Source organism: Bradyrhizobium sp. CCBAU 53351 (genome assembly GCF_015291745.1).
Lineage (GTDB): Bacteria > Pseudomonadota > Alphaproteobacteria > Rhizobiales > Xanthobacteraceae > Bradyrhizobium.
In genome coordinates this window covers 879,655-905,636 of the sequence record NZ_CP030060.1, presented here as the reverse complement: position 1 = coordinate 905,636, position 25,982 = coordinate 879,655, and the positions used below count along the sequence as shown (strand labels likewise).

General features: G+C 59.5%; 18 protein-coding genes and 7 pseudogenes. 13 read left to right on the top strand and 12 right to left on the bottom strand.

The window, feature by feature from the left end:
- Nucleotides 1-176: 176 nt before the first annotated feature.
- From XH83_RS39170 to XH83_RS40285, 4 genes and pseudogenes are all read right to left on the bottom strand, one after another.
- A pseudogene (locus XH83_RS39170) lies at nucleotides 177-368 on the bottom strand (transposase domain-containing protein); the annotation flags it as partial.
- Nucleotides 369-410: 42 nt separating this feature from the next.
- Complete coding sequence (locus tag XH83_RS39165; protein WP_246767935.1) at nucleotides 411-968, bottom strand: UPF0149 family protein; 558 nt, start codon at nucleotides 966-968, stop codon at nucleotides 411-413.
- An 89-nt stretch (nucleotides 969-1,057) separates the two neighbouring features.
- Nucleotides 1,058-1,603, bottom strand: a complete 546-nt coding sequence (locus XH83_RS40290) for a transposase (protein WP_128955114.1) — start codon at nucleotides 1,601-1,603, stop codon at nucleotides 1,058-1,060.
- Between the two features lie 2 nt (nucleotides 1,604-1,605).
- Nucleotides 1,606-2,106, bottom strand: a complete 501-nt coding sequence (locus XH83_RS40285) for a transposase (protein ID WP_128955115.1) — start codon at nucleotides 2,104-2,106, stop codon at nucleotides 1,606-1,608.
- Between the two features lie 633 nt (nucleotides 2,107-2,739).
- Here XH83_RS40285 and XH83_RS39150 point away from each other — a divergent pair.
- From XH83_RS39150 to XH83_RS39135, 4 genes are read left to right on the top strand one after another with little or no spacing between them, the layout of a single operon-like run.
- Nucleotides 2,740-4,356, top strand: coding sequence for an ABC transporter substrate-binding protein (locus XH83_RS39150; RefSeq protein ID WP_164934301.1), 1,617 nt, complete (start codon nucleotides 2,740-2,742; stop codon nucleotides 4,354-4,356).
- Nucleotides 4,353-5,330: an ABC transporter permease gene (locus XH83_RS39145; RefSeq protein ID WP_128955116.1), complete on the top strand. Its 978-nt coding sequence runs from the start codon at nucleotides 4,353-4,355 to the stop codon at nucleotides 5,328-5,330. Before XH83_RS39150 ends, XH83_RS39145 begins: the two co-directional genes overlap by 4 nt.
- Nucleotides 5,327-6,247 (top strand): ABC transporter permease, encoded by a 921-nt coding sequence (locus XH83_RS39140; RefSeq protein ID WP_128929847.1) that lies wholly within the window; start codon nucleotides 5,327-5,329, stop codon nucleotides 6,245-6,247. Before XH83_RS39145 ends, XH83_RS39140 begins: the two co-directional genes overlap by 4 nt.
- On the top strand, nucleotides 6,247-7,989 hold the full coding sequence (locus tag XH83_RS39135; protein ID WP_128929848.1) for an ABC transporter ATP-binding protein: 1,743 nt from the start codon (nucleotides 6,247-6,249) through the stop codon (nucleotides 7,987-7,989). The genes XH83_RS39140 and XH83_RS39135 overlap by 1 nt, the downstream gene beginning before the upstream one ends.
- Nucleotides 7,990-7,999: 10 nt before the next feature.
- On the opposite strand, the pseudogene XH83_RS39130 reads toward XH83_RS39135, so the two are convergent.
- The 7 genes and pseudogenes from XH83_RS39130 to XH83_RS39100 all read right to left on the bottom strand — a co-directional run.
- Nucleotides 8,000-8,128 (bottom strand): annotated as a pseudogene (locus XH83_RS39130) (IS3 family transposase); the annotation flags it as partial.
- A gap of 159 nt (nucleotides 8,129-8,287) precedes the next feature.
- A pseudogene (locus XH83_RS39125) lies at nucleotides 8,288-8,539 on the bottom strand (transposase); the annotation flags it as partial.
- 112 nt (nucleotides 8,540-8,651) lie between these two features.
- A pseudogene (locus tag XH83_RS39120) lies at nucleotides 8,652-9,335 on the bottom strand (transposase); the annotation flags it as partial.
- A gap of 222 nt (nucleotides 9,336-9,557) precedes the next feature.
- Nucleotides 9,558-10,370: an IS21-like element helper ATPase IstB gene (gene istB / locus XH83_RS39115; protein ID WP_128929849.1), complete on the bottom strand. Its 813-nt coding sequence runs from the start codon at nucleotides 10,368-10,370 to the stop codon at nucleotides 9,558-9,560.
- A complete protein-coding gene (istA, locus tag XH83_RS39110) occupies nucleotides 10,367-11,836 on the bottom strand; it encodes an IS21 family transposase (protein WP_128929850.1) in 1,470 nt (489 codons plus the stop codon). Before istA ends, istB begins: the two co-directional genes overlap by 4 nt.
- A 281-nt stretch (nucleotides 11,837-12,117) precedes the next feature.
- The gene (locus tag XH83_RS39105; RefSeq protein ID WP_164934317.1) at nucleotides 12,118-13,143 is read right to left on the bottom strand and encodes an IS110 family transposase; all 1,026 of its coding nucleotides are present in this window, start codon (nucleotides 13,141-13,143) and stop codon (nucleotides 12,118-12,120) included.
- Between the two features lie 481 nt (nucleotides 13,144-13,624).
- Complete coding sequence (locus XH83_RS39100) at nucleotides 13,625-15,082, bottom strand: ISNCY family transposase (protein WP_371746383.1); 1,458 nt, start codon at nucleotides 15,080-15,082, stop codon at nucleotides 13,625-13,627.
- Between XH83_RS39100 and XH83_RS39095 the strand changes: the two are divergent.
- The 7 genes and pseudogenes from XH83_RS39095 to ald form a co-directional block, all read left to right on the top strand.
- Nucleotides 15,043-15,219 (top strand): annotated as a pseudogene (locus XH83_RS39095) (ISNCY family transposase); the annotation flags it as partial. The gene XH83_RS39100 and the pseudogene XH83_RS39095 overlap by 40 nt on opposite strands.
- A complete protein-coding gene (locus XH83_RS40610) occupies nucleotides 15,143-15,643 on the top strand; it encodes a transposase (protein WP_128929851.1) in 501 nt (166 codons plus the stop codon). The pseudogene XH83_RS39095 and the gene XH83_RS40610, both read left to right, overlap by 77 nt.
- Nucleotides 15,644-15,897: 254 nt before the next feature.
- Nucleotides 15,898-16,199, top strand: a pseudogene (locus XH83_RS39085) (transposase); the annotation flags it as partial.
- A gap of 71 nt (nucleotides 16,200-16,270) precedes the next feature.
- A pseudogene (locus XH83_RS40155) lies at nucleotides 16,271-16,999 on the top strand (IS21 family transposase); the annotation flags it as partial.
- Between the two features lie 831 nt (nucleotides 17,000-17,830).
- Nucleotides 17,831-19,033 (top strand): M20 family metallopeptidase, encoded by a 1,203-nt coding sequence (locus XH83_RS39075; RefSeq protein WP_128929852.1) that lies wholly within the window; start codon nucleotides 17,831-17,833, stop codon nucleotides 19,031-19,033.
- Between the two features lie 349 nt (nucleotides 19,034-19,382).
- Nucleotides 19,383-20,123 (top strand): M24 family metallopeptidase, encoded by a 741-nt coding sequence (locus tag XH83_RS40150; RefSeq protein WP_245502108.1) that lies wholly within the window; start codon nucleotides 19,383-19,385, stop codon nucleotides 20,121-20,123.
- Between the two features lie 869 nt (nucleotides 20,124-20,992).
- Entirely contained in the window at nucleotides 20,993-22,105 is a 1,113-nt protein-coding gene (ald, locus tag XH83_RS39065) for an alanine dehydrogenase (protein ID WP_128929853.1), read from the top strand.
- A gap of 254 nt (nucleotides 22,106-22,359) precedes the next feature.
- Here ald and XH83_RS39060 read toward each other — a convergent pair whose 3' ends face one another.
- Nucleotides 22,360-22,836 (bottom strand): Lrp/AsnC family transcriptional regulator, encoded by a 477-nt coding sequence (locus XH83_RS39060; RefSeq protein ID WP_128929854.1) that lies wholly within the window; start codon nucleotides 22,834-22,836, stop codon nucleotides 22,360-22,362.
- Between the two features lie 158 nt (nucleotides 22,837-22,994).
- Here XH83_RS39060 and XH83_RS39055 point away from each other — a divergent pair, with 158 nt between their 5' ends.
- Nucleotides 22,995-24,509, top strand: a complete 1,515-nt coding sequence (locus XH83_RS39055; protein WP_128929855.1) for an NAD-dependent succinate-semialdehyde dehydrogenase — start codon at nucleotides 22,995-22,997, stop codon at nucleotides 24,507-24,509.
- A 9-nt stretch (nucleotides 24,510-24,518) separates the two neighbouring features.
- The gene (locus tag XH83_RS39050) at nucleotides 24,519-25,919 is read left to right on the top strand and encodes an aminotransferase (protein WP_128929856.1); all 1,401 of its coding nucleotides are present in this window, start codon (nucleotides 24,519-24,521) and stop codon (nucleotides 25,917-25,919) included.
- Nucleotides 25,920-25,982: the final 63 nt, after the last annotated feature.

Sequence of the window (25,982 nt, the reverse complement as noted above, 5' to 3'; positions counted from 1 at the left end):
GGCCTCAGGTCAGCGGTAGCTGAAGCGCCGCCGCTCGTTGGCGAAATCGCGCAATCGGCCACGCAGAATTGCGTCCGGCGGGCGGCTGGAGCGATAGCGGATCATCTGTAAGCGCGATTTTCTCCGCACGCCGGCGGTTTTGATGGACTGCCTTGAATCGGGCGATGCGGGGCCGTTCAGGCGGTGGCGGCTTTGTGGAAGTTGAAGGGCAGCAGGTCTGCAATATCGGCGTCGCCGGCGCGCTGAGGCGATTCGGTGAGGACGTGGCGCAACCACGCTAACGGCACGACACGTGAGGCGCGGCAGGTCAGCATCAGGCTATAGACGACGGCGCTGGCCTCGGCTCCGTCCACGGTATCACTGAACAACCGTAAGCGGTACGAGCAGACCACGGACCTGGCGTGGACGGCCTACGCGCGCCGCTGGAAGCGCATAGGCATCCAGAACTGCCGCAGGGCCTCAACGGCTATTGGAATGTCGCGCCAGGCGTTTTGAGCGACGGGCAGCGTTGCCAGCGTATGGCGGGCCGGGGGTAGCAAGGGTCGACCGGCGTCATCGATGCAATGGACCAGGATCGGCCGCAGCATAAGGTGTTCGGTTCCGTTCGGGGAGAGAAGCCGCGACCAGACGAGAAGCCGAAGCTTCATGACGGCGTGGAAGCCCATGCACCAGGGCTGCGGGTCGACGTCGCCGTCCGGCGATCGCAGGAACAGCGGCTCGAAGCTCTCCGGTCTCGTCGACAGCGTCTCGCTGATCGCGTTGTGGCGCATCAGCGTGGCAGCGATCGCCGAGAACTCCTCGGTGTCGTGATTGAAGGCGTCGGGATCTACGCCAAGGAGCGGGCACACCCATTCCTCGGAGGCCATCGAGACCGGCCCGGCGACGACAGCGGCCACTGCGCCGTCGAGCATGGAGAGCGACGTCGCCCGCGGATGCCGAAGCGTCGGCGACCTGGCGCGCTCGCTCATCCATTGCCCGAGCCGCTCGAATGACATGGCATAGTTCGCCATCGTCGTCTTGCGTGCTTTTCGCGTTCCCCGCCGTTGCTTCGGCTTCGTCATGCCACGGCTCGCTTTTCGGCTTCGCGTGCGGCCTTCCAGTTCCAGGCCAGAAGTTCGTGCAGCTGGTTGGCCTTCGCGGCGCCGCTCACCATGCGCTCGAGAACGTCGACGAGATAGGCCTCGGGGTCGAGGCCATTCAATTTGGCCGTGTTAAGAAGCGAAGAAAGTATCGACCAAGTCTCGCCTCCGCCTTCGTCACCACTGAACAACGAGTTCTTTTTTCCGATCGCAATCGGCCTGATTGATCGTTCGACCGTGTTGGTGTCCGCCTCGAGCCGCCCGTCGTCCAGGAATGCCGTCAGGCCCTGCCAGCGTTCGAGCATATAATCGATCGCCTTGATGAGCGTCGAGCGGCGGGAGATCCCGTCCTTCACCGCGATCAGTCGAGCCTTCAACGCCTCCATGAGCGGCTTCGTCTCGGCCTGTCGCGCCGCGCGGCGTTCCCCGGCGCCGAGACCGCGGATCCTCTCCTCGATCGCGTAGACGGCTGCGATGCGCTCGATGACCTCCGCGGCGAAGGGTGAGTTCGTCGTCTTGTGCACCCTCACGAAGTTGCGGCGCGCGTGAACGAGACAATACGCCAGCTGGATCTGCCCGGCACCTTCGCATCGCCCACCAGCGAGGCGTAGGCGGCATAGCCGTCGACTTGCAGCACGCCTTCGAAGCCGGCCAACTGCGCCACGATCTCCTTCTTGCCGCGACCGTCTGCGAACACGTAGGCGACCGCCGGCGGCGCCGGACCCTTCCACGCCCGATCGTCCGTCGCATGCGCCCAGAACTGGCAGATCCTCGTGCGGCCGCGTACCGGGTCGAGCACCGGCATCGGCGTCTCATCGCAGAACAACCGCTCAAAGCCGTGCATGGTCTTCAGTTGCAGGTCGTAGAGGCCCCTGACCAGCCACGCCGCGCTGCCCATCCAGCGCGCCAGCGTCTGACGATCGACGACAACACCTTGGCCCGCCAGGATCTGCGTCTGGCGGTAGAGCGTCGATTGCCAGGCATATTTGGCCGCGGCGATATGCGCGATCAGCGCCGTCGTCGCCATGCCGCCCTCGACGAGCCGCGCTGGTGCCGAGGCCTGGACGATCGGGCCCTCACAGGCGCGGCAGGCATATTTGGGAGGGATCGTGCGGAGTACACGCAACCACCCGGGAAACCGAACCGCAGAGTCGGAGATCGCCCCTTCATCCGGTAGGTGGCCGCTGAACAGCGCCTACGATTCACGTGACTAGTGCGCCAAACAGCTTGCTAAGACGTTCCCGTTCAGAAGCGGAAGCCGGCCGCGGACGGTATCCCCAAAGGGCCGGCCATCAGACACTCGCTTGCTCAAAGCTCGATCCCAAACCGGAAACTCACGCCAGACGTAAACCGGCTGTCGGCACATGATGAGATAATGTGATAAAAGGCCCGCAGTTCAGTGGGATCGGACGTTCCTAACCCAACGGTCACAGGACCTATAACGAGACCTAGACCAGGAGCAGGGAATATTCAGCCGACTGTCGCAATCCTGCGCAATCGCTGGGAATACGCGTAATTGCTGCAGAGGACGCCCTGAATTCGCAGCCCACGGCAGCCCTCGGCCGGCAAACTGCAGCAAAAAACGGCCGAAGCCTGTCCGATGTGATAGCCCACATCTAGCGGCGCAGTTTACCCTGCGATCAAGAGAGGAATGTCCCAAATGCCGAAATCCACTGCGCGCTGTTTCATTCACAGACCAGCCCGTCTCAAGCGGCGTTTTGCCGCCATAGCAAGCGTGGCGGCACTACTAATGACCGTCTCACCCGGGGGCGCGGAAACGCTGAAATGGGCTCGGAGCTTGGACGTTCAGACTCTAGACCCTCACGCCTATAATGAGAACGTGACCTTTGCGTTCAATCGGCAGATGTACGAAGGCCTTGTGGAGCGCTCCGACGACGGAAAGCTCATTGGAGTACTAGCGACCGAATGGCGGATGTTGCCTGATCACCCCGACGTTTGGGAGTTCAAGCTTCGCCGGAACGTTACGTTCCACGACGGCGCACCATTTAAGGCCGACGACGCCGCATTTTCAATCCAGCGAGCTATGGCACCAACCTCGAATGTGCGGACCTATCTGGCTGCCGCCGCGGTTGAGGAAGCCATCGCGAAGGACGACTACACCGTGCAGGTCAAGACAAAGGGACCCAGCCCTCTTCTGCCCGAAAACTTGGCAAGCATCTTCATAATGAATAGAGCATGGGCCGAGAAGAACGACTCCGTTGTTCCGCAGGATTTTAAAGGCGGGAAAGAAAACTATGCTGCTCGCCATGAGAACGGCACTGGCGCCTATCGCCTTGTAAGCCGAGAATCGGATCGCCGTTCGGAGTTGGAAGCTTACGATAAATACTGGGGTATCGGCCAGTTCCCAATCGATATCGATCGGATCATCTATACCCCTATCCAGTCGGCCGCGACGCGTGTATCCGCATTGATCAGCGGAGAAGTTAATTTTCTCCAAGACGTCCCCCCCCAAGACATTTCACGGTTGGAGCAGAATGAAAGCCTTCGGGTGGTTCGCGGCCCAGAGATTCGCACGGTTTTTTTAGGCGTCAATACAAGCGCGAACACACTTGCCAGCGGGGAAGCAAAGGGAAATCCTTTCGCCGACAAGCGGGTGCGCCACGCAATGAACATGTCCATTGATCGTCTAGCGATCAAGTCGGCAATCATGCGAGGGGAGTCGGTTCCGCTCGGTACAATCATTTCGCCGATCGCCGACGGCTATACGGAAGAATTGGGTAAGTTCCCAAAGCTCAATATTGACCAAGCCAAGCAGCTTATGGCCGAGGCAGGTTACCCCAACGGATTTTCGGTCACTCTAAACTGTCCAAATGACGGCATGGTGAACGACGAGCGCATCTGTCAGGCCGTGGTGGCAATGCTCGCCAAGATCGGTGTCACCGTGCATCTCGATGTCCAACCCAGCGCAGTCGTCTGGCCTCTAGTTCTCAATAGGAAGACCGACTTTTACCTGATGACGTGGGGCTCATACGATTCTCAATTAATCTTCGATAATCTCGTCCACTCTCGGGGCGCCTGGGCTGCAGCGAATTACAAAAACCCGGAGATTGATGCCAAAATTGAATTACTCCGGTCGGAAGCCGATCCTCAAAGACGTAAAACCATAATCGCCGAAATTTGGAAGACCGTTCAGGACGAGTGTTTCTATCTACCGATTCACGCGCAGGTGTTGGCGCGTGCAACGCAGAAGAAGATTCACGTTACGCCAAACGTTGGTAATCAGATCTCCGTGAAAACCATCAAGGTGGACAAGTGACAGGTTTCTTTCTGCGCAGATTGCTGTCCGTGTTGCCGGTGATGCTGATGACGGCGTTTCTGTCGTTCGCCGCCTTTCATTTTATCGGCGATCCGCTCCAGAATATGGTCGGACCGGAGGCGACCGCGCAGGACCGCGCGCGGCTAGCGGCGGAACTCGGGTTCGACCGCCCCTTTTACATCCAGTTCTTTCGTTTTATCAGTTCGGCACTCCATGGGGACTTCGGCATTTCCACTCGCGTTGGAAGGCCGGTGTTGGATTTGATCCTGGAGCGGCTGCCTGCGACTCTGGAACTAGCTATATTATCGTTTATATTTGCAATGATAGCGGGAGTCGCCCTTGGCGTCGTGACAGCATTGCGGCCGCGCTCCATATTATCGGGCTTCAGCTTGACGGTCTCGCTGATCGCAGTATCCCTGCCTAACTTCTTAATCGGCATCGGCCTCATCTACGTGTTCGCGGTCAAACTTGGCTGGTTGCCGTCCTTCGGACGGGGCGACACGGTGAAGATCGGCTGGTGGACCACCGGGTTACTGACTAAGACCGGCTGGCAGGCTATCATCCTTCCCGCGATTTCACTGGCCACCTATCAACTCACGCTGATCTTGCGTTTAGTCCGCACTGAAATGCTTGAGGTCATGCATTCCGATCATATCCGGTTCGCACGCGCGCGAGGGCTGCCAGACCGGCTCATCTATTTTTCTTACGCTTTGAAGAACACGATGATTCCGGTCGTCACGGTTGCAGGTTTGCAGTTGGGATCCATCATCGCATTCGCCGTCGTTACTGAGACAGTATTCCAATGGCCAGGCGTTGGGCTGCTCTTTATTAATTCCATTAGATTTTCCGACGTCCCAATCATGGCCGCATACCTTCTCATCGTGTCGATCATTTTCGTTACCATCAACATGGTCGTGGATTGCGTCTACTACCTTCTAGATCCTCGCCTGCGGACGGGAGGAGTAGTCAGATGACCATTCACAAGCTTTCCGCATTGTTTAACTCTGATATCGGGCACTCTTACATCCGTTCCCCCAGAGCAGTTCTGTCTACGCTCGCACTGCTAACTCTCATTGTCGCGGCCCTGGGAGCTCCTTTATGGGCACCACAGAACACTCTCGACGCCAGCACGTTCGATCTGCTTTCGTCAAATACACCGGCCTGGAGCATCAATGAGTTCACGAACCGCTTCTACGCTTTCGGCACAGACGATCAGGGACGTGACGTGCTTTCAGCGACCCTTTATGGAACACGGGTTTCACTCCTAGTGGGCCTTGCCTCTGTTTTGGTTTCAATGTCGATCGGCGTCAGCTTAGGCCTGATATCCGGTTATTTCGGGGGACACATTGACGCAGCGATCATGCGTATCGCAGACATCCAGTTGTCCATCCCCGCCATTTTTATTGCGCTCCTTATTTCCGGCTTAACGCGGTCGCTACTGCCACCGAGCGCGCGCGAAGCCCTTGCTGTCTACATGGTAATATTGGCGATTGGAATTTCCGGATGGGTCACATATGCCCGCACGGTGCGCGGCGCCGTGATGGGGGAGAAACAGCGAGAGTATGTGCAGGCAGCCCTAATGATAGGCCTTCCGACGGGCACAGTGCTGGTACGGCACATATTGCCAAACGTGCGTCGACCGATCCTCGTGATCGCGACAATCTCACTTGCGCTTTCAATTATTACCGAAGCCACGCTGTCCTACTTGGGCGCAGGTCTGCCCCCCACCCAACCATCTCTTGGAACATTGATCCGCAGTGGGCAAGACTTTCTTTTTGCTGGGCAGTGGTGGATCCTGCTGTTTCCTGCCGCCACCCTTCTTACACTCGCGCTGGCCATTAACGTCTTGGGCGACTGGTTCCGGGATGTAATCAACCCAAGGGGCATCTGATGACAACAACTGCCCAGCCTTGCGTTCTTTCCATTCGGGGACTTAGCGTCGACTTTCCTAGCCGGCATGGCGCCTTGCAAGCCGTATGCAACGTCAGCCTAGACATCGCGCCAGGCGAAATACTCGGCATCGTCGGCGAATCGGGCGCGGGCAAATCGACCGTTGGAGCTGCCATCACGGGCTTACTACAGGCTCCCGGCCATATTAGTGCGGGCGAAGTTCGGCTTTCCGGAGATATCATCGATGCGCGCGACGTTAAGGCGATGCGGGCGTTACGCGGCAAACGCGTCTCGACTATTTTCCAAGATCCACTGACCAGCTTAAATCCACTTTTCACAATTGAGAGACAACTGGTCGACACGATCCGAACTCATCTCGCCTTATCACGCAGCGACGCAAGGATCGAGGCGGTGCGTCAGTTGGAGGCGGTAGGGATTCCAGAGCCAGCCCGGCGCGTGAAGAACTGGCCACATGAATTCTCGGGTGGCATGCGACAGCGCGCAGTTATCGCGCTTGCTCTCTGCTCACAACCCGAACTCATTGTCGCGGACGAACCAACAACTGCGCTCGACGTGACCGTTCAGGCACAGATCTTGAAGCTAATCAAGAACTTGGCTCGTGAACGTCAAGTGGGTGTGATGCTCATCACCCACAACATGGGCGTGATTTCCCAGGTCACTGATCGCGTCGCGGTGATGAGGGCAGGCGAAATCGTCGAACTAAACGACACTGCGGCTGTTCTTGGAAATCCATGCCACGAGTACAGCCAAGCATTGATTTCGGTTGTGCCGCGCGGCGACATTAAGCTGCATCGCTTTCCCGTGTCTGGCGCCGCTCGAAATATCGATGCGGCCATGCAGTGGCTGCTGGAAAGAGACATGCCGCAAAGTTCAAGCCAGCCGGAGGCACTTGTAGAACTCCGGGGTGTGGAGCGCGTATATGGGGCGACAGGCATGTTCGGTGGTTCCGCTCGGCGAGCCTTTAAGGCCCTGCACGATGTGAACCTGAGTATCCGCCCCGGAGAAGTCATGGGCCTTGTTGGCGAATCCGGCTCTGGAAAAAGCACGATCGCAAGAGTCGTTGCTGGGCTTGCCCGCCCGAGCAGCGGCCAACTGATTTATGGCGGAAAAGATGTTTATGCAGCCAGCCTTGAAGATCGTCAAGATATTCGGCGTCAAACTCAAATGGTGTTTCAAGACCCGTACTCGTCTCTGAATCCACAGATGCGCGTGGGCGAGATTATCATGGAGCCAATGATTCACTTTGGACTAGTAAAGGATAAGCGAGAGGCCGAACCGATAATGTTAGAGCTGCTGAAGGCCGTTGGTCTGGAGCCCACCGTCGCCCGCCGTTATCCGCACGCCTTCTCAGGCGGTCAGCGACAACGTATTTCAATCGCACGAACCTTGGCAAGTCGCCCGCGGTTCCTCATCTGCGATGAACCTACCTCGGCACTCGATGTCTCGATCCAGGCGCAGATCCTAAATCTTCTGAAAGACCTTCAAGAGAATCTATCGCTGACGATGTTATTTATCAGTCACGATCTCCCTGTCGTGCGTCAGATTTGCGACAGAGTTACAGTACTACAGAATGGGCAAATTTGCGAAAGCAGCGAGACGGAACAGTTGTTCAAAGCGCCGAAGCACTCTTACACAGCATCGCTCTTGTCCATGATACCGAAGATGCAGACCCCAGAGTGGATCGTCAAGCCGTCTGAGATCCCATCACAGTCCATCTGCTAGCCCCGGACGCGTCCGCCCGGGTTGTCAGATATCTGATGGTCATGCGGCAGCAGCCGATGGCTTTATACGCCCGCCGTACGCTCATCCCGTGGGCAACCATGAGATACGCGACAGCTTTCCGCTTGCCCGCGGGCAAAAAGCGGGCTTCGTGCCCGAACCATTTATCGCGAACGGCGTGCGCGGATCTCGTCATGGCCTGGCTGCAACAGCAGTCCACTCGCGAGAGGCCGGATACATTTATGCAATTGGAAGCGTCATTTTTGCTGTTACGAACCCTTGCACGGACCGGGGCGGACCATACATTCTTTCCCACGAGATCCTTGGGCGCCGCATTGTCCAGCACGGCATCAGCCACCAACCGCTTCAGCCGTGTGTTCTCGTCCTCCAGCGTCTTCAGCCGCTTGGCCTCCGACACTCCAGTGGCCTTCCATTTGTAGATGCTGGGGTCGCTGACGCCGCGCTTGCGGCACAGATCGGCAACCGAAACCCCGGCCTCATGCTCCTTCAAAATCCCGATGATCTGCTCTGCCGAAAAGCGGCTACGCTTCATGCTCTGGTCCTTGTTTGGGCCAGCGCGAACTTCAATCTGGATTAAGCCTGTGGGGCAAGGTCATTCACGTCCTTGAGGGTTATCCTGATCCGGACGGCGGTCGTGTTCAGGCTCATGCTGCCAGCCTCGGATCGTGCGCATGCATCCTGTAGGTCGATGCCCAGGGAGGCAGTTTGTCCAGTCGCGCCGCAGGCCAGCCATTGATGAGTTTTGCGAGCACGCCGGAGAGCCAGGGCTAGGCGCTGACGACATTGAGCCTACACGTTTCAATGAGCGAGGCCAGCAATGCCCAATTATCGGCACCCTCGTCGCACCCAGCGAACAGGGCATTCTTGGCATCGAGTTTGATTGGCCGCATCGCACGCTCGACCGCATTCGTGTCCATCTCGATGCGCCCGTCATCAAGGTAGAGCGTCAGGCCGTCCCAATGGCGCAGCGAATAGCGCAGAGCCTTCGCCGTGTCGCTCTTCCCCGCAAGATGATCAAGAGTTGCCTCAAACCACTGCTTCAAGGCTGCTGCCAGAGGTCTGGCATGAGCTTGTCGACCCGCGCAGCGCTCGGCAGCAGAGTGGCCCCGAAGTGCCTTCTCGACCGCGTTGAGCTGGGCGATGCGCTTAAGGGCCTCGCGGCAAACTGGAGCTGGCGCCGGAGCAGCCTCACGCGCGATCTTCACAAACTAGCGCCGTAGATGCGATCAGCAGAAGGCGAGCGGCCCAGACAGGGCGCCCGCACGCGTCTCCCGGGTCATGGTCTTGTAGGCCTGATAGCCTTCGCAATAGATGATACCGCGATAGCCCCAATCAGCGATGGCTTTGGGTGTCGCGTGCGAGGTCGGCCGTCCCGGACCGCGTTTTCCGTCGAGCGCGGTGCGCCTGCGATAGCTCTCGACTGTAGCGCGGCGATCTGGGAGAGAGGTGCGCGACAATCTGGATGAGAATCTGGTGTCGCGGCGGATGTGATGATCCGCGGGTTTGATTGACGCGCGCAAGTGCTTTGTCAGGTTGATTGTCGCGGCGCGTCAATCAGGGGCGATATTGGCGGGTGTGGCGTATGACGCTGGGCGTCCAGGTCCCTTTTTGCGCTCAGCGGCCTCGCGGCGTCGGTAGCTTTCGACATTCATCTCGAAGATGGTGGCGTGATGAACGAGCCGGTCGACCGCGGCGAGCGTCATAGCGGGGTCCGGGAAGATCTTCCCCCACTCGCCAAAGGGTTGGTTGGCTGTGATCAGCATGGAGCGCCGTTCGTAACGGGCGCTGATCAGCTCGAAGAGCACACTGGTCTCGGCCTGGTCCTTGGTGACGTATGCGAGATCATCGAGGATGAGCAGGTCGAACTTGTCGAGCTTGGCCAGCACGCTCTCGAGGACGAGGTCGCGGCGGGCCTGCTGCAGCTTCTGGACGAGATCTGTGGTGCGGGTGAACAGCACCCTGTAGCCGTTCTCGATGAGGGCGAGACCGATCGCCGAGGCGAGATGGCTCTTGCCGGTGCCGGGCGGGCCGAACAGGAGCAGGTTTGCGCCTTTCTCCAACCAGGTGTCGCCGGCGACGATGGCCATGACCTGAGCTTTGGAGACCATCGGCACGGCGTCGAACTCGAAGCTCTCGAGGGTCTTTCCGGGCAGAAGGCGGCCCTCTGTGAGGTGCCGCTCGATGCGGCGGCGATCGCGCTCGGCCAGTTCGTGCTCGGCGAGCACAGTGAGGAAGCGCGCGGCGGGCCAGCCCTCCTTGTCGGCCTGCTCGGCGAACTGTGGCCAGATCACCTTGCTGGCGGGCAGTCGCAGCTCGTTAAGGAGCAGGCTGAGCTTGGCGGGGTCAATCGAGGCGCTCTTCATGCTGCGTCTCCCAGGCTGGCGCCGATGAGCGCTTCGTAGGCCTGAAGCGGCGCCAGGCGGACGACTACGTTGGGTAGGCGCGCGGGATCGGGCGCGAAGCGGGCACGCAGCGCGGCCATGTCGGGGAGCCGGTGATTGTCGAGGCAGATGGACAGCTCCTCGGCCAGTTCGCTCTCGCAGCCGCGCTCGTGGGCGAGGCCAAGAAGCTCGACCATGATGCGGCAGGCCTGGCGCTCGGGCAGACGCTCGACGAGGAGATCGAAAGTCCGCCGGTAGGCCTCGCGCGGGAAGAGCCGATCGCGATAGACCAGATTGAGCAATGCCATCGGCTTCCTTCTGAGCGAATGGATGACGTGCCGGTAGTTGACGACCTGGTCATGCTTGCCGGACGGGGAAGCACGCCCGCGCGGCAGCGTCATGAGATGCGTGCCGCCGATGAAGACATCGAGCCGATCGTCGTAGAGGCGCACGCGCAAGCGATGGCCGATCAGGCGCGAGGGCACCGTATAGAAGACCTTGCGCAGCGTGAAGCCGCCTGAGGAAGTGACGCGCACGCTGAGTTCCTCATAGTCGGTGGTGCGCCGCTCAGGTAGCTCCCGAAGCTGGGCGCGCTCGGCATCGATGCGCTTGGCGTTGCGGGCATTGCGGCGGCCGACGATCTCGTCGACGAAGCGGCGATAGGAGGCGAGATCATCGAAGTCGACGGTGCCACGCAGCAACAGTGCATCCTCGATCGCCCGCTTGAGATGGCCGTGCGGCCCCTCGATCGAGCCGTTCTCGTGGGCGATGCCGGCATTGTTGCGTGACGGTGTCATGCCGTAATGGCTGCACAGCTCGTTATAGCGGCGGGTCAGGTCCTCGCGCGCGTCCTTGTCCAGGTTGCGGAAGGCGGCGGACAGGCTGTCCGAGCGGTGCTCGCGCGGCACCCCACCGAGGGACCAGAGTGCGTTCTGTAGGCCTTCCGCCAGCGCCACGAAGCTCTCGCCGCCGAGCACGACATGGGCGTGCTCGAAGCCGGAATAGGCGAGCCGGAAATGATAGAGTCGGTGGTCGAGCGGCTGACCGGCGATGGTGATGCCGAACGAGGCCACCTCGGTGAAGTCCGACAGACCGAGCCTGCCGGGTTCGTGCGCCTGGCGGAAGATGACCTCCTGCTCCTCACCGTGGATGGCACGCCAGCCTCGGATGCGCCGCTCCAGCGTCCGGCGCACGCCCTCGCCCAACTCGGAATGGCGCAGCATCATCTCCTCGAAAATGGCCACGGGCCGGATGCCGGGCGCTGCCCGCAGCAGCGGCACGACTTCAGAGTCGAAAATGTCGGCGATTGGATCGGGACGCCGTCGTGCGCGCGGCTCCTTCTTCTGCGAAGGTAGTACTGGATCCTTCTCGATGCGGTAGGCCGTTGCCACGCTGATCGACGCCTTCGCCGCGGCGACAGGCGTCGGATGGGTCTTCCTGAGCTTCATGTAGAGCCTTCTGTGGTTGCCGCCCGCAATGCAAGAAGTTTCTGACCCTTTGGCGTGTGATCGAGTGCGGTCTTCTGTCAGGCCTTCCTTTACGGCATTTTCAGAAGCCGCTGGCCGGTATGGTGATCCGCGGACCAGGTCCAATTCTCATCTCCGAGCACGTCGGCTCTTTGGCTCTAGCTGGTTTCCTGATCCAGATCTGTTCGATCGTTGCGCCCATTCGGGTCGTCGCCTTCTCACACCCCCTTCGCCAACGTCAGGCTATTTCGTGCTGCATGCAGTCATGCCGTCACTGCCTGCGCTGGGTTCCGATAATCCTCCTTCCGGGTGAGCATGGCCCAAATCGTCCGAGCCATCTTGTTCGCCAAGGCGATCGCCACAAGCATGCGCGGCTTCCTCGCCAGCATCTGCGCCAGCCAGGATCCGCTAGGGATCGACTTGCGCCCGAGCCAGTTCAGCCGCGACATCGCCCCAACGATGAGCAACTGGCGAATGTCCGCCTGTCCTTCCTTCGAAACGCGTCCGAGCCTTTCCTTTCCCCCTGAGGAATGTTGCCGTGGGACCAAGCCGAGCCAAGCCGCGAAGTCTCGGCCACGTCGAAAGGCCGCCATGTCGGGCGCGAAAGCCTCGATCGCGAGTGCGGTCAGCGGGCCGACCCCCGGCATTGTCTGCAGCCGCTGCGCCGTGACCGTCCGCGTCGCCAACTTCTTGAGCTGCTCTGCCTTGGCATCGATCCGCTCCGTCTTGTAGGCGATCTGATCAATGAGACTCCGACATTCCTCGCGGACCAGTTCTGGTAGATCGCTGTTCGGATCTTCGAGGATTGCGTCAATGCGTTTAAGTTGTTCGATTCCTTGCGGGATGATATGGCCGAATTCGTAGAGAACAGAACGCAGCGCATTCACCAGATCGGTGCGCTGATGAACAAGGCGCTTCCGAGCCCGAAAGAGCACTGCCCTGGCCTGCTGTTCTTCCGATTTCGGCTCGACGAAGCGCATCTCGGGGCGCTGTGCCGCGATCACGATTGCTTCGGCATCAGCCGCGTCGTTCTTTTGGCGTTTCACAAAAGGCTTCACATATTGCGGAGCGATCAGTTTCACTTCATGGCCGAGCTTGACCATCTCCCGTGCCCAATAGTGGGCGCTGCCACAGGCTTCCATCACCACCACTGCCGATGGGTGGCCCGCCATGAACTTCCGAAACTGAAGCCGCGACAGTTTCTTTCGAAATTTCAAGTGTCCCGCCATTGACGCCCCGTGGAGCTGAAACACATTCTTGGCTAGATCCACTCCGATCACCGTATCCATCAATTTGCCGTCCTCTTCGCTTCGGGGTTCAAACACTGCGTTCTTGGCACATTACGATGCCGTCTGGGGAGGGCGGCAACCATCCCATCTCAATTGATGGACGGTTATGTGGCGGCCGGGCACAAAAGTGATTCCTCCGAATCGGAAAAACCACCGGCATACCGGCCGACCGCGACCACCTGAGGCCTCGAAAAGGCCGCCGCCGCTGGACGGAAACTCCGGTCGGGCTACGCCCTCCCGACGTTCCCGTCCAGTGGCGGCATTCTCATCTGGATTGACGCTGCACTCTCACTTTGATCGCCGCGCCGCACTTATAGCGCGACAATCAGGATGAGAGCGCGTATTGCCTCATGTATTGATGCTCCCGGGTGCGATCGGTTGCCTCATTTATTTTGCTCCCGGCTTGGGTTGAGGAGGAGGCCGGGTGCGGAGATGGCCGGGGTTTCGGAGCGCCCGGCCTCCTCCGCTGGCGTCTGCCACATCATTGGGTTGTTGTGACCTCATGCCCCAGCAGCGTTTCCTCCGTAGGAACGAACAACAACGCGTTCGCTTGCTCGCTGCGCCAGGATTTAAGCCTACGCTGAAGCGTTCGAAGAAGCTTGTTCGGATAGGCTCCAGGATATTCCGCCTGCAACCGGGAGAGCAGTTCGCTACCAGTCCGCCAAGGCTCGGCTTCAAACCATTTTCGCAAATCTAGCGTTGCCCGGATGAGCGGGTCGGGACGCCGCCGGCCTCTTTTCGCTTTCACGATTGGCCGATCCGTCGGTCGCATAGCTCCGTCTTTCCAGGCGGTTCGTAGGCTTGCCAGGAAGAGATCGATCGGTTGCGATGCCGCAGCAGGATGGGCGATTGGCTGCGTATCAGCGAGCGCCGCGAGGCGTTCCTGCGCGCCGCGGATGTCGCGCAACAACGCGACCGGGTCGAGAGCGGCATAGATTTCTTGGAGATGGTGACGAATCGCATCGGGCGTGCGGGCGTCGGCGGCCAAGCGCTGGTGTGGCGTTGCCGGTGCGCTGTATGTCTTACGCACACGAGCACCGTCGCGCTGCTTGGCCATCAGTTTGAATGAGGGTTGGAAGAAGTTCACGAACAGCCGCGCCGATCGATAGAGTTCAGCCAGCAGCTTGGCCGCTTCCAGGCCCTCGAGCCGACGATAGCCGACCATCCTGCGCACGACGGCACCGTTCTTCTGCTCGACGAACGCCTGGTCGTTCTTCCGGTAGGGCCGGCAACGCGTGAAGACGATGTTGGCCGCATCGCAGTAGGCTTTCAGCGTCTCATTCATGAACACCGTATCATTGTCCGTATCGAGGCCGACCAGCGCAAAAGGCAATTGTTTGCGCAATTCCGTCAACACCGTGCTCAACAGTGTTTGTTCGCGCACGATCAGAGGAGCGCACTCCGTCCAGCCGGTAGCAATGTCGGTGAGCACGAGGGTCTGGATGAAGCTGCCGCGCGCCGATAGACCGCTATGCGCTACAAGGTCAGCCTCGACGAACCCCGGCGCCGGATCGTTCCAATCTGCCGACGTCCGTATTGGAATACTGCGACGCAACGAGTGCGTCGCGTGCCGTCGGCGCTTGCGACCTAATCCTTCTCGGACCCGTGCCAACGCGCGGTCGATCGTCGCAGCACTCATTGCCAAAAGTTTGTCGCGGATCTCGGGAGCAAGGTCGAGGTGGCCGTGCCGTTCCATCGCTTCAATCAGCGCAGGCATTAACGCCTTCAGCCGCTTCCCGCAGATCCGGTCTGACGCCTCCCAAAGCAGCACGAGCGCGTTGTGTTCCGCCTCATTATAGATCCGACGTCGCGCCCGTCGGCCTGCGCTTACGTCTTCCTGGCCTCGAAGTAGACGCATCGCATGTTTGCGATGGAATCCGGTGATGTCGACGAACTCGCCTGGAAGCGGCCGAGCTGCTGGCCGCACTCTGTCGATCAGCGCGGCTGTTCGTAAACTTCTTCCAACCCTCGTTCAAACTGTTAGCCAAGCAGCGCGACAGTGCTCGTGTACGCAAGACATACAGCGCGCCGGCAACGCCTCACCAGCGCCTGGCAGCGGACGTCCGCACGCCTGAAGGGTCAGATCGCCGCGGAAAGCCTTGAGCCGGGTGCGATTGCAATCGATATCGCCCGCCGCCATGGCTGCCGGACACAGCAGGTACATGACTGGCGACGCCGGGCGCGTTCAACAACTGGTGCTGCCGGCTTCGGCAGATGCAATATCGTTCGTGCCTTTGGTGTCGGAATCGTCGCCACCGGCGGCTGCGGAGCCTCCGCCAGCATACACTTCGATACGCGGCGACAATGGTCCTCTTATGTCGTCCGAATGGTCTCCACTATGAGCACCCTTGCCGCCAATCCCAATTCGTGCGCGCTGCGCGACGTCGTCGATGCCGAGCAAATCCTCACTGCAATGCGTCGACTCATAAGTCAGCACCGCCACCTTTGCAGACGGGGGAGCTGGCGCAGCCGTTGCGAGCATCGATGCAGACGTCGCTAAGTGCTTGAGCGCCTGCGCTCGGCGTGCGAGAAATCGCTGTGATCCTACTCGAGTGGGCTAAATTTCCATTGTCGCACCCGCAATCCGCCGAATGAGCAAACTTCCGGTTTTTGACATCGTGGTCCTGTACCGGGGTCGTGGTCGAGTAACTCAGCCATTCGGCTTCGCCCTCACAGATCCGGGCGGGCAGACTTCCCGCACCCGGCTCTTCCCGAGCGTAACCCGCGTCATATGCGCGCCTGCGCCCTCGAGTGATGCGTGGAACGGAAAGACGGAAGCGAGCCGTCAGGGTCTCGAACTCCGGCCATCTCTTGCGCGAGATGATCGGCTTTGCTGCCCAGCGGCTGATGGAGCTGGAAGTCGAAGGCCAGGTCGGTGCAGCCTACGGCGAGAAGAACCCCGAGCGTCTGGCCCAGCGCAACGGTGAGCTTCGACCGGACCTGGGAGACCTGGCCGGCACGGTCGAGCTTCGCATCCCAAGCTGCGCAAGGGCTCCTACTTCCCGGGTTTCCTGGAGCCGCGCCGGATGGCCGAGAAGGCGCTCACCGCCGTGGTCTGTCGATTCCGAGGTCATCGCGCGCACCGTACCGATTTGATGGCGCGCGGAGTTCCGAAATGATCGCGCGCTTCGTTGCGGTCATGGGCGCATCCAGCTTGTCATTCCCGCTAGCGACGTGGACCGAGCAGCTCGGCGACTGGATCGCGGGAAACGACGCGGCCTACAGCTTTTTTGGTGACGCGACGCAACTGCTGGTGCCCACAACGCCAAGATCGCGGTGATCGAGGCCTGCCTCTGTGACCCCATAGTCGACCGCAGCTACAGCGATATGGCGCAGCATTCCGGCACGGCCGCCTCGCCCGAGAGATAAGGCAAAGGTCGAGGCCTGCGGTGGGAATCATCGAGCGTTGGCTGCTGCGGCGGTTGCGCAACCGAACTTTTTACAGCCTGGCCGAACTCAACCGCGCGATCGCCTAGTGGCTGGCCAAGCTCAATGACGAACGGGTACTGCGTCAGTATGGCCGCATACGGCGCCAGCTTTCGAGGAAATTGATGCGCCAATTCTCAAACCGCTTCCGGGCCAGCCGTGGGTCCATGCCGAATGGCGGGTCGGGCTCGACTATCACGTCGAGATCGAACAACACCATATTCGGTGCCCTATCGCTTCGCCCGCCGCTGAGTTAGACTAGAAGCGCGGATCAGCGCACGAACGATTGAACCCTCCTTGGAGGCGAGCGTGCATATGCGTGGCAGTGGCAACGGGCGGCACACGACGATCAGCGCCACATGCCCTCCAGCCACCGGCGCTATGCGAGTGGACGCCGGCAAAGATCTGCAGGGAGGGAGGCCGGTCCGGCCCGATACTGCGCTAGTCGACCGGATCATCGAGGACCTGAAGCGAAAGATCTTAACCATGCCCGCCAACAGTTATACTGGCTGACTCGTTCTGCTCGCTACGAATTCATGAGAATCTCCGCAGCCAGCTCGCCGAGCGCCACGTCAGTCGTGGGCCGTAGCGGAGCGCTTTTGGTACAGCCAGCATACCCTGAGCGGAAAGCAGCGGATCGATGTAGGCTAGCGCACCTCCTATTGCGACATCCCGCACGATGAGGGTAAACGAGGTCACCGCGTAGATGCCCTCGCACGCGACGACCGTTCCAATGGCGTCCCGGATTTCCGCGCCTCATGTGCTCGGCTGTCCACAATACCGGCCGATGCCTCGCCTTGCGTGAAAGCCTGGAGCTGGGGTACGGAGCTGCGACGTGTCGCAATGATATTGTCATTTGCAGCCGCAATTATTTTGAAGGCCGGCGCCATATTTGCCCAAAGACCCACCATTTCCTTCGGCAGAGGCGCGAACGAGCAGCGCTGGAGCGGCCGATCGACTGGAGAGCATTCAGGGAGCAGGGCGCAGGCCTCGGATAGAGGATGACCAAAGAGCTGAGAAGCTGACGGCTCCGGGGCCGTGATGGTAGTCCCGATCGACAGGCGCGCCGTTAGCTTGTTTTGGTTGTGCAGGGCCTCTTCCGAGGCCCTGCGATCCGGCGCCCGCCAGGATCAGATGCTCTCAGATTGTGCGCATCGGACGACAACCTTGCAGCATTGCTGCGCGATAGCCACGCTAGTCGCTGCTCCCCGCCTACCCGACCTGCTACATTGACTCAAGCGTCAACTGGAAGGCCGCGAAGATGAAGAGGACTACAAACACAAGCGCAAACAATCTGCTTTCCAGTTCCGAAAAGGACGTGGTGATCGAAATGCGGCATGCTATGCATCGCGAGCCGGAGCTTTCCAACAACGAGTGGAAAACTCAACAGCGGATCCGCGAAACGCTTGAACGGTTTGGGCTGTTCGATGCGAAGACCTTTCACAAAACCGGCCTTTACGTCGACATCCACGGTTTAGCCTCCGGGCCGCAGCGCTCCGTCGCCATACGGGGCGACATCGATGCCTTGCCGATCCAGGAAACCCGGGACGACTTGTCCTATCAGTCCCGGGTCCCAGGTCATATGCATGCGTGCGGTCATGACCTGCATGCGTCGATCGCTATGGGTACCGCACTTGCGTTTCATCGGATGCGAGAGAGCTTTTCTGGCAAGCTTCGCGTGTTTTTCCAGCCCGCCGAGGAGGCGGAGCCACTCGGCGGACGATCAGTGGCTGAGCAGGGCCTGCTTAGCGGCTTCCACGCTGCTGTTGGGTTCCACGTCAAAACTGATTTGCCCGCGGGGATGTTCGGCGCACGCCCAGGCGCTGTGACACAATCCGCCGATCAGTTCGCGATCACACTTATCGGGACCATGGCCCACGGCGCGAGGCCGCATGCGGGCGTGGATGCAATTGCGATGGCCGGGGCATTCATCAATGAGGTCCAAAAGGTCGTGTCGCGGGAAATGCCCTTCGATGACGGGGCGATCGTCACAATCGGGACGATTGCAGGTGGCGAAGCCACAAATATCATTTGCCCGTCAGTTACGATGACCGGAACTATCAGAACAAGCCGTTGTGAGCGGAGAGAGCTCCTGGTTCAGCGCGTGCGAGAAATAGCTGAAGGGGTCGCGACGATGCACCGCGGGAAAGCGGAGTTCTCCCACAAATTCGGTGAACCGCCGGTCATTAACAACGACGTGATGGTTGACAGGTTTCGGCGGCTGGTGGTCGAGACCGTGGGCAAAGACAAGTTTTCCGACCTGAAGTCGTCGAGCGCAGGCGGCGGCAGCGACGATTTCGGATTCTACTCCGCGTGCGTGCCCTCGATCTACTTCTGGTTTGGCAGCAAGGAGCAAGGCAACGAGTCCGGCGTGCACACGCCAACTTTCGGAGCCTCGGACGATCTGCTCGTTCCGACAGCTGAGCTCGCGATCAGGTACTGCTTGGAGATGCTGAATTCGTAGCGGCGCCGATGTACGATCCCGCCACAAATGACACGAAAAGATCCGCCGGCCCGCCCTCGATCCACGCGAGAGAACGACCCACTCTTTCCAGAAGGAGTTTGCACATGGCAATGCCTAAGGCTTCGCAAGCATTCGCCCGCGGCGGGTATCTGCGGAGATTATCCGCCGTCAAGTCGGAGATAGAGCGGCGAAGGTCGAAGCGGTGGTCACGGCTCCGGCTAACATCATATATCTCTCCGGATACACTTCGAGGTCGGGCTATGTTCCGCGGGGGCTGGTCGTGACTTTAACGGATGAGTAGCCGACCTTCCTGACGCGCAGAATGGTCTGGCCGGCGGCGATCCATCAGATGTTTGTCGATCGCAGTCGTGTCACTGGTTATTCGGAGGCGCTCATCGCTACCCCGAACGGGAGGAGACCATCGACTTCATCTTGGACGATGGCGTCGGCCGCAAATGGACCGGTCTGGAAGAACGGCTCTTGCCCGCTGACAGTTAAGAAGTTCAAATCTCGCTCGACAGGCGCGAACATCGTCTACTGCACTAACGCCGTGACCCGGATCCGCGGCGTGAAATCGGACTCGGAATTCGCGATGATGCGGGAAGCTACCGCTATTTCCGACGCCGGCATGCTCAAAGCGAGAGACGTTATCCGCTCAGGCGCGCGCGAGGCCAATGAATCCGCCGAGGTCATTGCAACATTGGTGCGCAGCGCTAACGGCAAGCCCAGCACGGATTTTGCGGGCCTCTTCTTTGCGCTGCGCACGCATCTCCACGTGTCACATTCGCTGGACCGAAGACGTCTTCCAGACGGGCTCGCAGAGCAATTTCGAGTTCAGCGGCGGGCGTCATGGCTAGACCTCTCCGCTGATGCGCACGATGTCGCGATCGGTAAGCCGTCGGATCACATACGCCGGTTGCATGAAGGGAACGTTGCCAGGTTGGAAGCTGCACTTGCCGCCGCCAAACCCGGCAGGACCTGCAGCGACGTCGCCATAGCTTTCAACTCCAACTTGAAAACGCGATGGCTTGGTGAAGGAGTCTCGGTGCGGCTACGCCGTCGCGATAGATTGGACGGAACCTACAGCTAGCTTGAAGGACGGCGATAACACGGTCCTCAAGCCGAATACGACATTTCACCTCATGCTTGAAAACTGGATCGATGAAGACGTGGTTATGTGATCAGCGAAACCTTCCGCATACCGACGTTGCAGGTGAACCATTCACGAAGTTGCCGCGCGAGCTATTCGAACTCTGACGCGCAATCCGCTGCGGCCTCAGCGATTCCAGGCCTGCCGCTAGTGCGTTAAGGTCTCTCAAAGGAGAACAATGGGCCACTCTCGCTCGCAGCACTCGCCTTCTTGCACGAGGACACCGGTTTTCAACACTAGGCGTCCGCAGATAGGTGGCCCGGTCGCGGTGCTGATTGCGCCGAGCCGTAGTCCATCGCAATATCCCGGGCTCGCGCCTGCGCTCGTCATCACCAAGACCGAAGGTGGACGCGATCGTCACAATCGGAAAGGCCGCTTTCGAGCGATCATTGACAGCCGCTCCATGATGCTCACAATCTCTGAGCGTATCGTTGCCATTCGATCGGCGAGCCCTGGCGGCATGCGCGCGTTGCTGGGCAACTGTTCCGCCATAAATATCCGCCGGGATTCATGCAGCTTTTGCGTGGAGCGGGACAGAGGGGATGTTTCGCCCAGAGCCCCGTGGAGGAACCGAAGGCCGTTAAATACGTGAAAATCGCTGTGCGAAACTTCCTTTGGATCGATGTGTCGGCTGCCACTGTGCCGATTGCGGCGCCAGGAATAGCAAACCATCACCATCTCGCGCACTCTGCTGGAATTGTGCGCAAGAACGCCGAGGTTGCTGAATTTCTGCGTCGTTCGCCGGTCCCTTCTCAATTTCACCGCGTGGTTCCGATTAGAAGTGGTTCAGCAAAAGCGGAGATTGCAAGATGCAAGTCGGTGTTCCCAAGGAAATCAAAACACACGAATATCGCGTGGGCCTGACCCCTGGAGCTGTCCGGGAATATGTGGCTGCCGGCCACCAAGTATTGGTGGAGGCCAATGCCGGCGCTGGCATCGGGGCAAGCGACGAGGAATACCGGAAGGCCGGTGCAACAATCGCCGCGGCTGCTCGGGAGGTGTTTGCATCGAGCGAGATGGTAGTCAAGGTCAAGGAGCCGCAGCCGTCCGAATGGGTCCAGCTCCGAGAGAATCAGATCCTCTTCACCTATCTGCATCTGGCGCCCGATCCGGAGCAGGCAAAAGGACTGCTGAAATCGGGTTGCACAGCGATCGCCTATGAAACCGTCACCGACTCGAACGGGGGCTTGCCGTTGCTTGCGCCAATGAGCGAAGTCGCGGGCCGGCTCACGATCGAGGCTGCCGGCGCGGCCCTAAAACGGTACAGCGGCGGGCGGGGGTTATTGATCGGCGGCGTGCCTGGCGTTCAGCCCGCTCGTATCGTTGTCATCGGTGGCGGTGTCGTCGGTACGCATGCCGCCCGAATGGCAGCCGGTTTGGGTGCGGAAGTCACCGTCATCGACCGTTCGATCAACCGCCTTCGCGAACTGGACGAGCTATTCGAGGGCCGCGTCCGCACCAGGTACTCGACCATCGACAGCGTTGAAGAGGAAGTCTCTGCCGCAGACGTCGTTATTGGCGCCGTGCTCGTCCCAGGAGCCAGTGCACCGAAGCTGGTGTCGCGCAAGATGCTGAGCTCGATGAAGCAAGGCTCTGTGGTCGTTGACGTCGCGATCGATCAAGGCGGTTGCTTTGAGACGTCGCGTGCCACCACCCATGCTGATCCAACCTACGAAGTCGACGGCGTGATCCACTATTGCGTTGCCAACATGCCCGGTGCAGTCCCGCTTACCTCAAGTCAGGCCCTCAACAACGCAACTTTGCCTTTTGGCTTGGCTTTGGCAAACAAGGGCTTTGCGGCCGTGCTTGAAAATCCGCACTTGCGCGCTGGCCTGAACGTCTATCGGGGCCGGTTGACCTACAAGGCAGTGGCAGAGAGTCTCGGCCTACCATTTTCACCGATCGAACAGGCTGCGGCCTGATCTCCCAGGCCCCCTAGGGGCGTTTCCTCCCTAACTTGAAGGGGCCACCCTTGGAGTGGCCCCTCCTTTTTTTGCTTTCAAGCACCATTCTGGCACGTAATTCGACCAAGCCCACTGGGGCGAGTTCGTTAGGCCTGTTTTGGGTTGAAGAGGATTGTGAGAAGTCAGAATTGTCAGAGCTTTCGGTATGGTTCTCATTCTTTCACGAGTGCTCAAAACAGCTGGACCGTCGGGACGTCGCGATCAAAGATCGCTTATCTGTCCGGTGGCATTTCGATTGGAACTGCAAACCCCGATTTTACGCGGTCCATGATGACCATGGTTTTGAACCCCTTAATATCGGGGTTCTCGTAAAAGAAGCGTCTGGTGAAAAGCTCGTAGTCCTCCATCGTGCGAGCCGTTATGTACAGAACGAAGTCTGCATCGCCCGTGACATAGAAGCCATTTACGACTTCACTCGACGTTTTGATGGCCTTCTTGAATTTGTCGATGATATCGGAGCGCTCCCGCTCGAGATTCACGAGGACAAGCATCTGAATCGGCCTTCCCACTGCTCTTGCCGAGACGATGGACACATCCGACTCAATGATTCCTTCCGAACGGAGCCTCTTCAACCTTCTCTGACACGCCGTGGGGGAAAGCCCCGCCATTTCGCCAATGACCTCGGACGTGAGGCGATTGTTTTTTTGCACGATCTCCAGGATGCGTGCATCTATCCGATCGTAACGCATAGCGGTTGTCTCCAGCCCTAAGCTGCGTTTCGTCGCAAGGCATCAATGCTTTGCAGGAATTCATCCCGCGCACCGAAAATGCGACGCAAATCTGTTTGCGTCACTAGTATCCTGATTACTCCAGCAATTTCAATAAGTGACGGCGCGGGAGTTTCAAAATGGGTGTTCAAGGCTTTCGGCACAGACGCCCGGAGTGGGGTGGCCTCGCTATGCGGCACCTTCGAACTCTCAGACGACGAGACTTTTTAGCGGGGGCAGCGTTCATCGACGGCAAGTGGACGGACGGCGGGCAGAAGGACGCGGTTGTCGACCCCGCGACGGGGGAGGAAATCGCGGAAGCTGCCCGTTGCTCGGCGGCCGACATGGAGCTGGCAATCGGAGCAGCAGAGAAGTCGTTTGTTGCATGGAGGCGTCTGCTGCCCACCGAGCGAGGAGTGATCCTCAAATCTTGGGCGTCCCTGATCCGCGGCCATTCAGAGGATCTCGCCGTTCTTATGACCAGCGAGCAAGGAAAGCCTCTGGCGGAGGCACGCTACGAGATCACATATGGCGCGGGCTTTCTGGAATGGTTTGCCGCTGAAGGCGAGCGCACCTATGGCGAGACCATTCCGAGTCACAAAGCGGGAAGCCTGCTTCATGTGCGAATGCAGCCAATCGGTGTTGCGGCGGCGATCACGCCATGGAATTTTCCAATCGCGATGATCACGAGAAAGGCGGGAGCTGCTCTTGCCGCGGGCTGCCCGATCGTCGTGAAGCCGGCTCCCGAGACGCCATTGTCGGCCCTTGCCCTGGCTAGGTTGGCCGAAGAAGCTGGTATTCCGCGTGGCGTATTTCAGGTGCTTGTCGGTGATTCAATCGAGCTTTCGAAACCACTGTTGCGCGATACGAGGGTGCGAGCTCTTTCGTTTACTGGTTCTACCGAAGTTGGGCGCCTGCTTCTGGCAGAGGCGGCACAAACCGTGAAGAAAGTGTCGCTTGAGCTGGGGGGCCACGCTCCGTGCATCATCTTTGACGACGTCGATGTCGACAAGGCGGTTAAGGGAGCGATGGACGCAAAGTTCACCACTTCGGGCCAGGACTGTCTCGCCGCCAATCGCATCTACGTGCATAGAAAGATCTACCGCGCCTTCGTCGAGGCGTTTGCCACCCCTATTTCTCAGCTCAGAGTCGGGCACGGCCTGGAAACGACAACTGATATAGGGCCGATGACAAAGCTGTCGGTTGCCAACAAATGCAGGGCCCACATCGACGACGCCGCAAAAAAGGGGGCGCGGGTGTTTTGCGCCGACAAGGGCGCAAGTTTGGGTGCAAACTTCGTTCCTCCGACGTTGCTCAGCGATGTCACCGACCACATGCTGATCACGCATGAAGAAACCTTCGGGCCGGTTGCTGCCGTGCTCCCGTTCGATTCTGAGGCGGAGGTTGTATCCAGGGCGAACGCCAGCGAAATGGGGCTGGCTGGATACATCTACACAAACAACCTTCGCCGGGCGCTCCGCCTTTCTGAGCAGATCGAGTGCGGCATGCTCGGAATCAATACAGCTTCCTTTACTGGACCGCCCATTCCGTTCGGAGGCTGGAAGCAGTCCGGACTCGGACGAGAAGGGTCGAAGCACGGTTTAGCAGAGTACATGGAACACAAATACGTCTGTTTCGGCGATTTGGCGGCATAGGAGAACTATATGATTGATATCAAGACCATCGCTGAGCGAGATCGTTCCAGTGTTCTGCATCCCTTCACGCAGCTGAAGGATTTCGCGAGCGGCAAGCTTGGCGATCCCACAATCGTCACAGGTGGTAAAGGGATATCCATTCGGGATGCGGAGGGCCGAACATACATCGATGGCTTTGCCGGTCTCTACTGTGTCAATATCGGCTATGGGCGTACCGAAGTTGCCGAGGCCATCGCAAGGCAGGCCTATCAGCTCGCATATTACCACACGTACGCTGCTCACACGACCGAAGAGCTCGCAAAGCTTTCGCATCGCCTCGTGCAAATGGCACCGGGAAACGCCAGCAAAGTCTTCTACGGACTTTCCGGATCGGATGCCAACGAAACTCAGGCCAAGCTCGTCTGGTATTACAACAATCTGCGTGGTCAGCCGAAGAAGAAGAAGATCATCTCTCGCGAGCGCGGTTATCACGGGTGCTCGGTCATTTCTGGATCAATGACGGGAATGTCGTTCTATCACGATCAAATGGACCTTCCGTTTCCGGGTATTCTGCACACAGGCACTCCCCACCATTATTGGGGCGCTGAGCACGGGGAATCGGAGGAGGCCTTTTCTCGTCGGCGTGCGGCCGAACTCGAAGAGCTAATTGTGCGGGAGGGCGCGGAAACGGTCGGCGCGTTTATTGCCGAGCCTGTCCTTGGTACCGGAGGCATCACACCGCCGCCCAGCGGGTATTGGCGGGAGATTCAGGCCGTACTCAGGCGGTATGACGTTCTTCTCATCGCCGATGAGGTGATCTGTGGATTCGGGCGAACCGGGGCCGACTTTGGCAGTACTCTATACGGGATGGAGCCGGATCTCGTAACGGTCGCCAAGGGGCTCACCTCGGGCTACATGCCGCTCTCGGCAGCCATCGTGGGGGAGAAGGTTTACTCTGTTATGGAGGGGGCCGCCGATCGCGTTGGCGCATTCTCACACGGTTACACCTACTCGGGTCATCCGATCGCTGCCGCCGCCGCCAACGCAGTGCTCGATATCGTTGAAAAGGAGCAGCTCAGCAATCGCGCCAGGGTGGTCGGCGCGCACTTTCAAAAGCGGCTTAAGGAAAGGTTCGCTCAATTGGAGATCGCTGGCGAAGTTCGCGGCGTCGGCTTGCTCGGCGCTATCGAGTTTGTCGCGGACCGTCACACGAAGCGACGGTTCGACGCCCAGCTCAAAGTCGGCGCCCGCATCTCGAAGGCTGCTCGCGAGCGGGGACTTATTGCTCGGGCAATGCCGCATGGCGATATTCTGGGTTTTGCTCCGCCTCTTGTCGTCTCGGAAGGCGAGATTGATGAGATTGTCGAGCTTGCCTATCAGGCAACCAGGCAAGTCATTGACGAACTCGCCAGGGAGCCCGCAAGCGTTTAGAAACTCCGCATTCCACGCCCGGCACGTGTCGCACATCGGGCGCGCTTCATGAGTGAAGGTCAT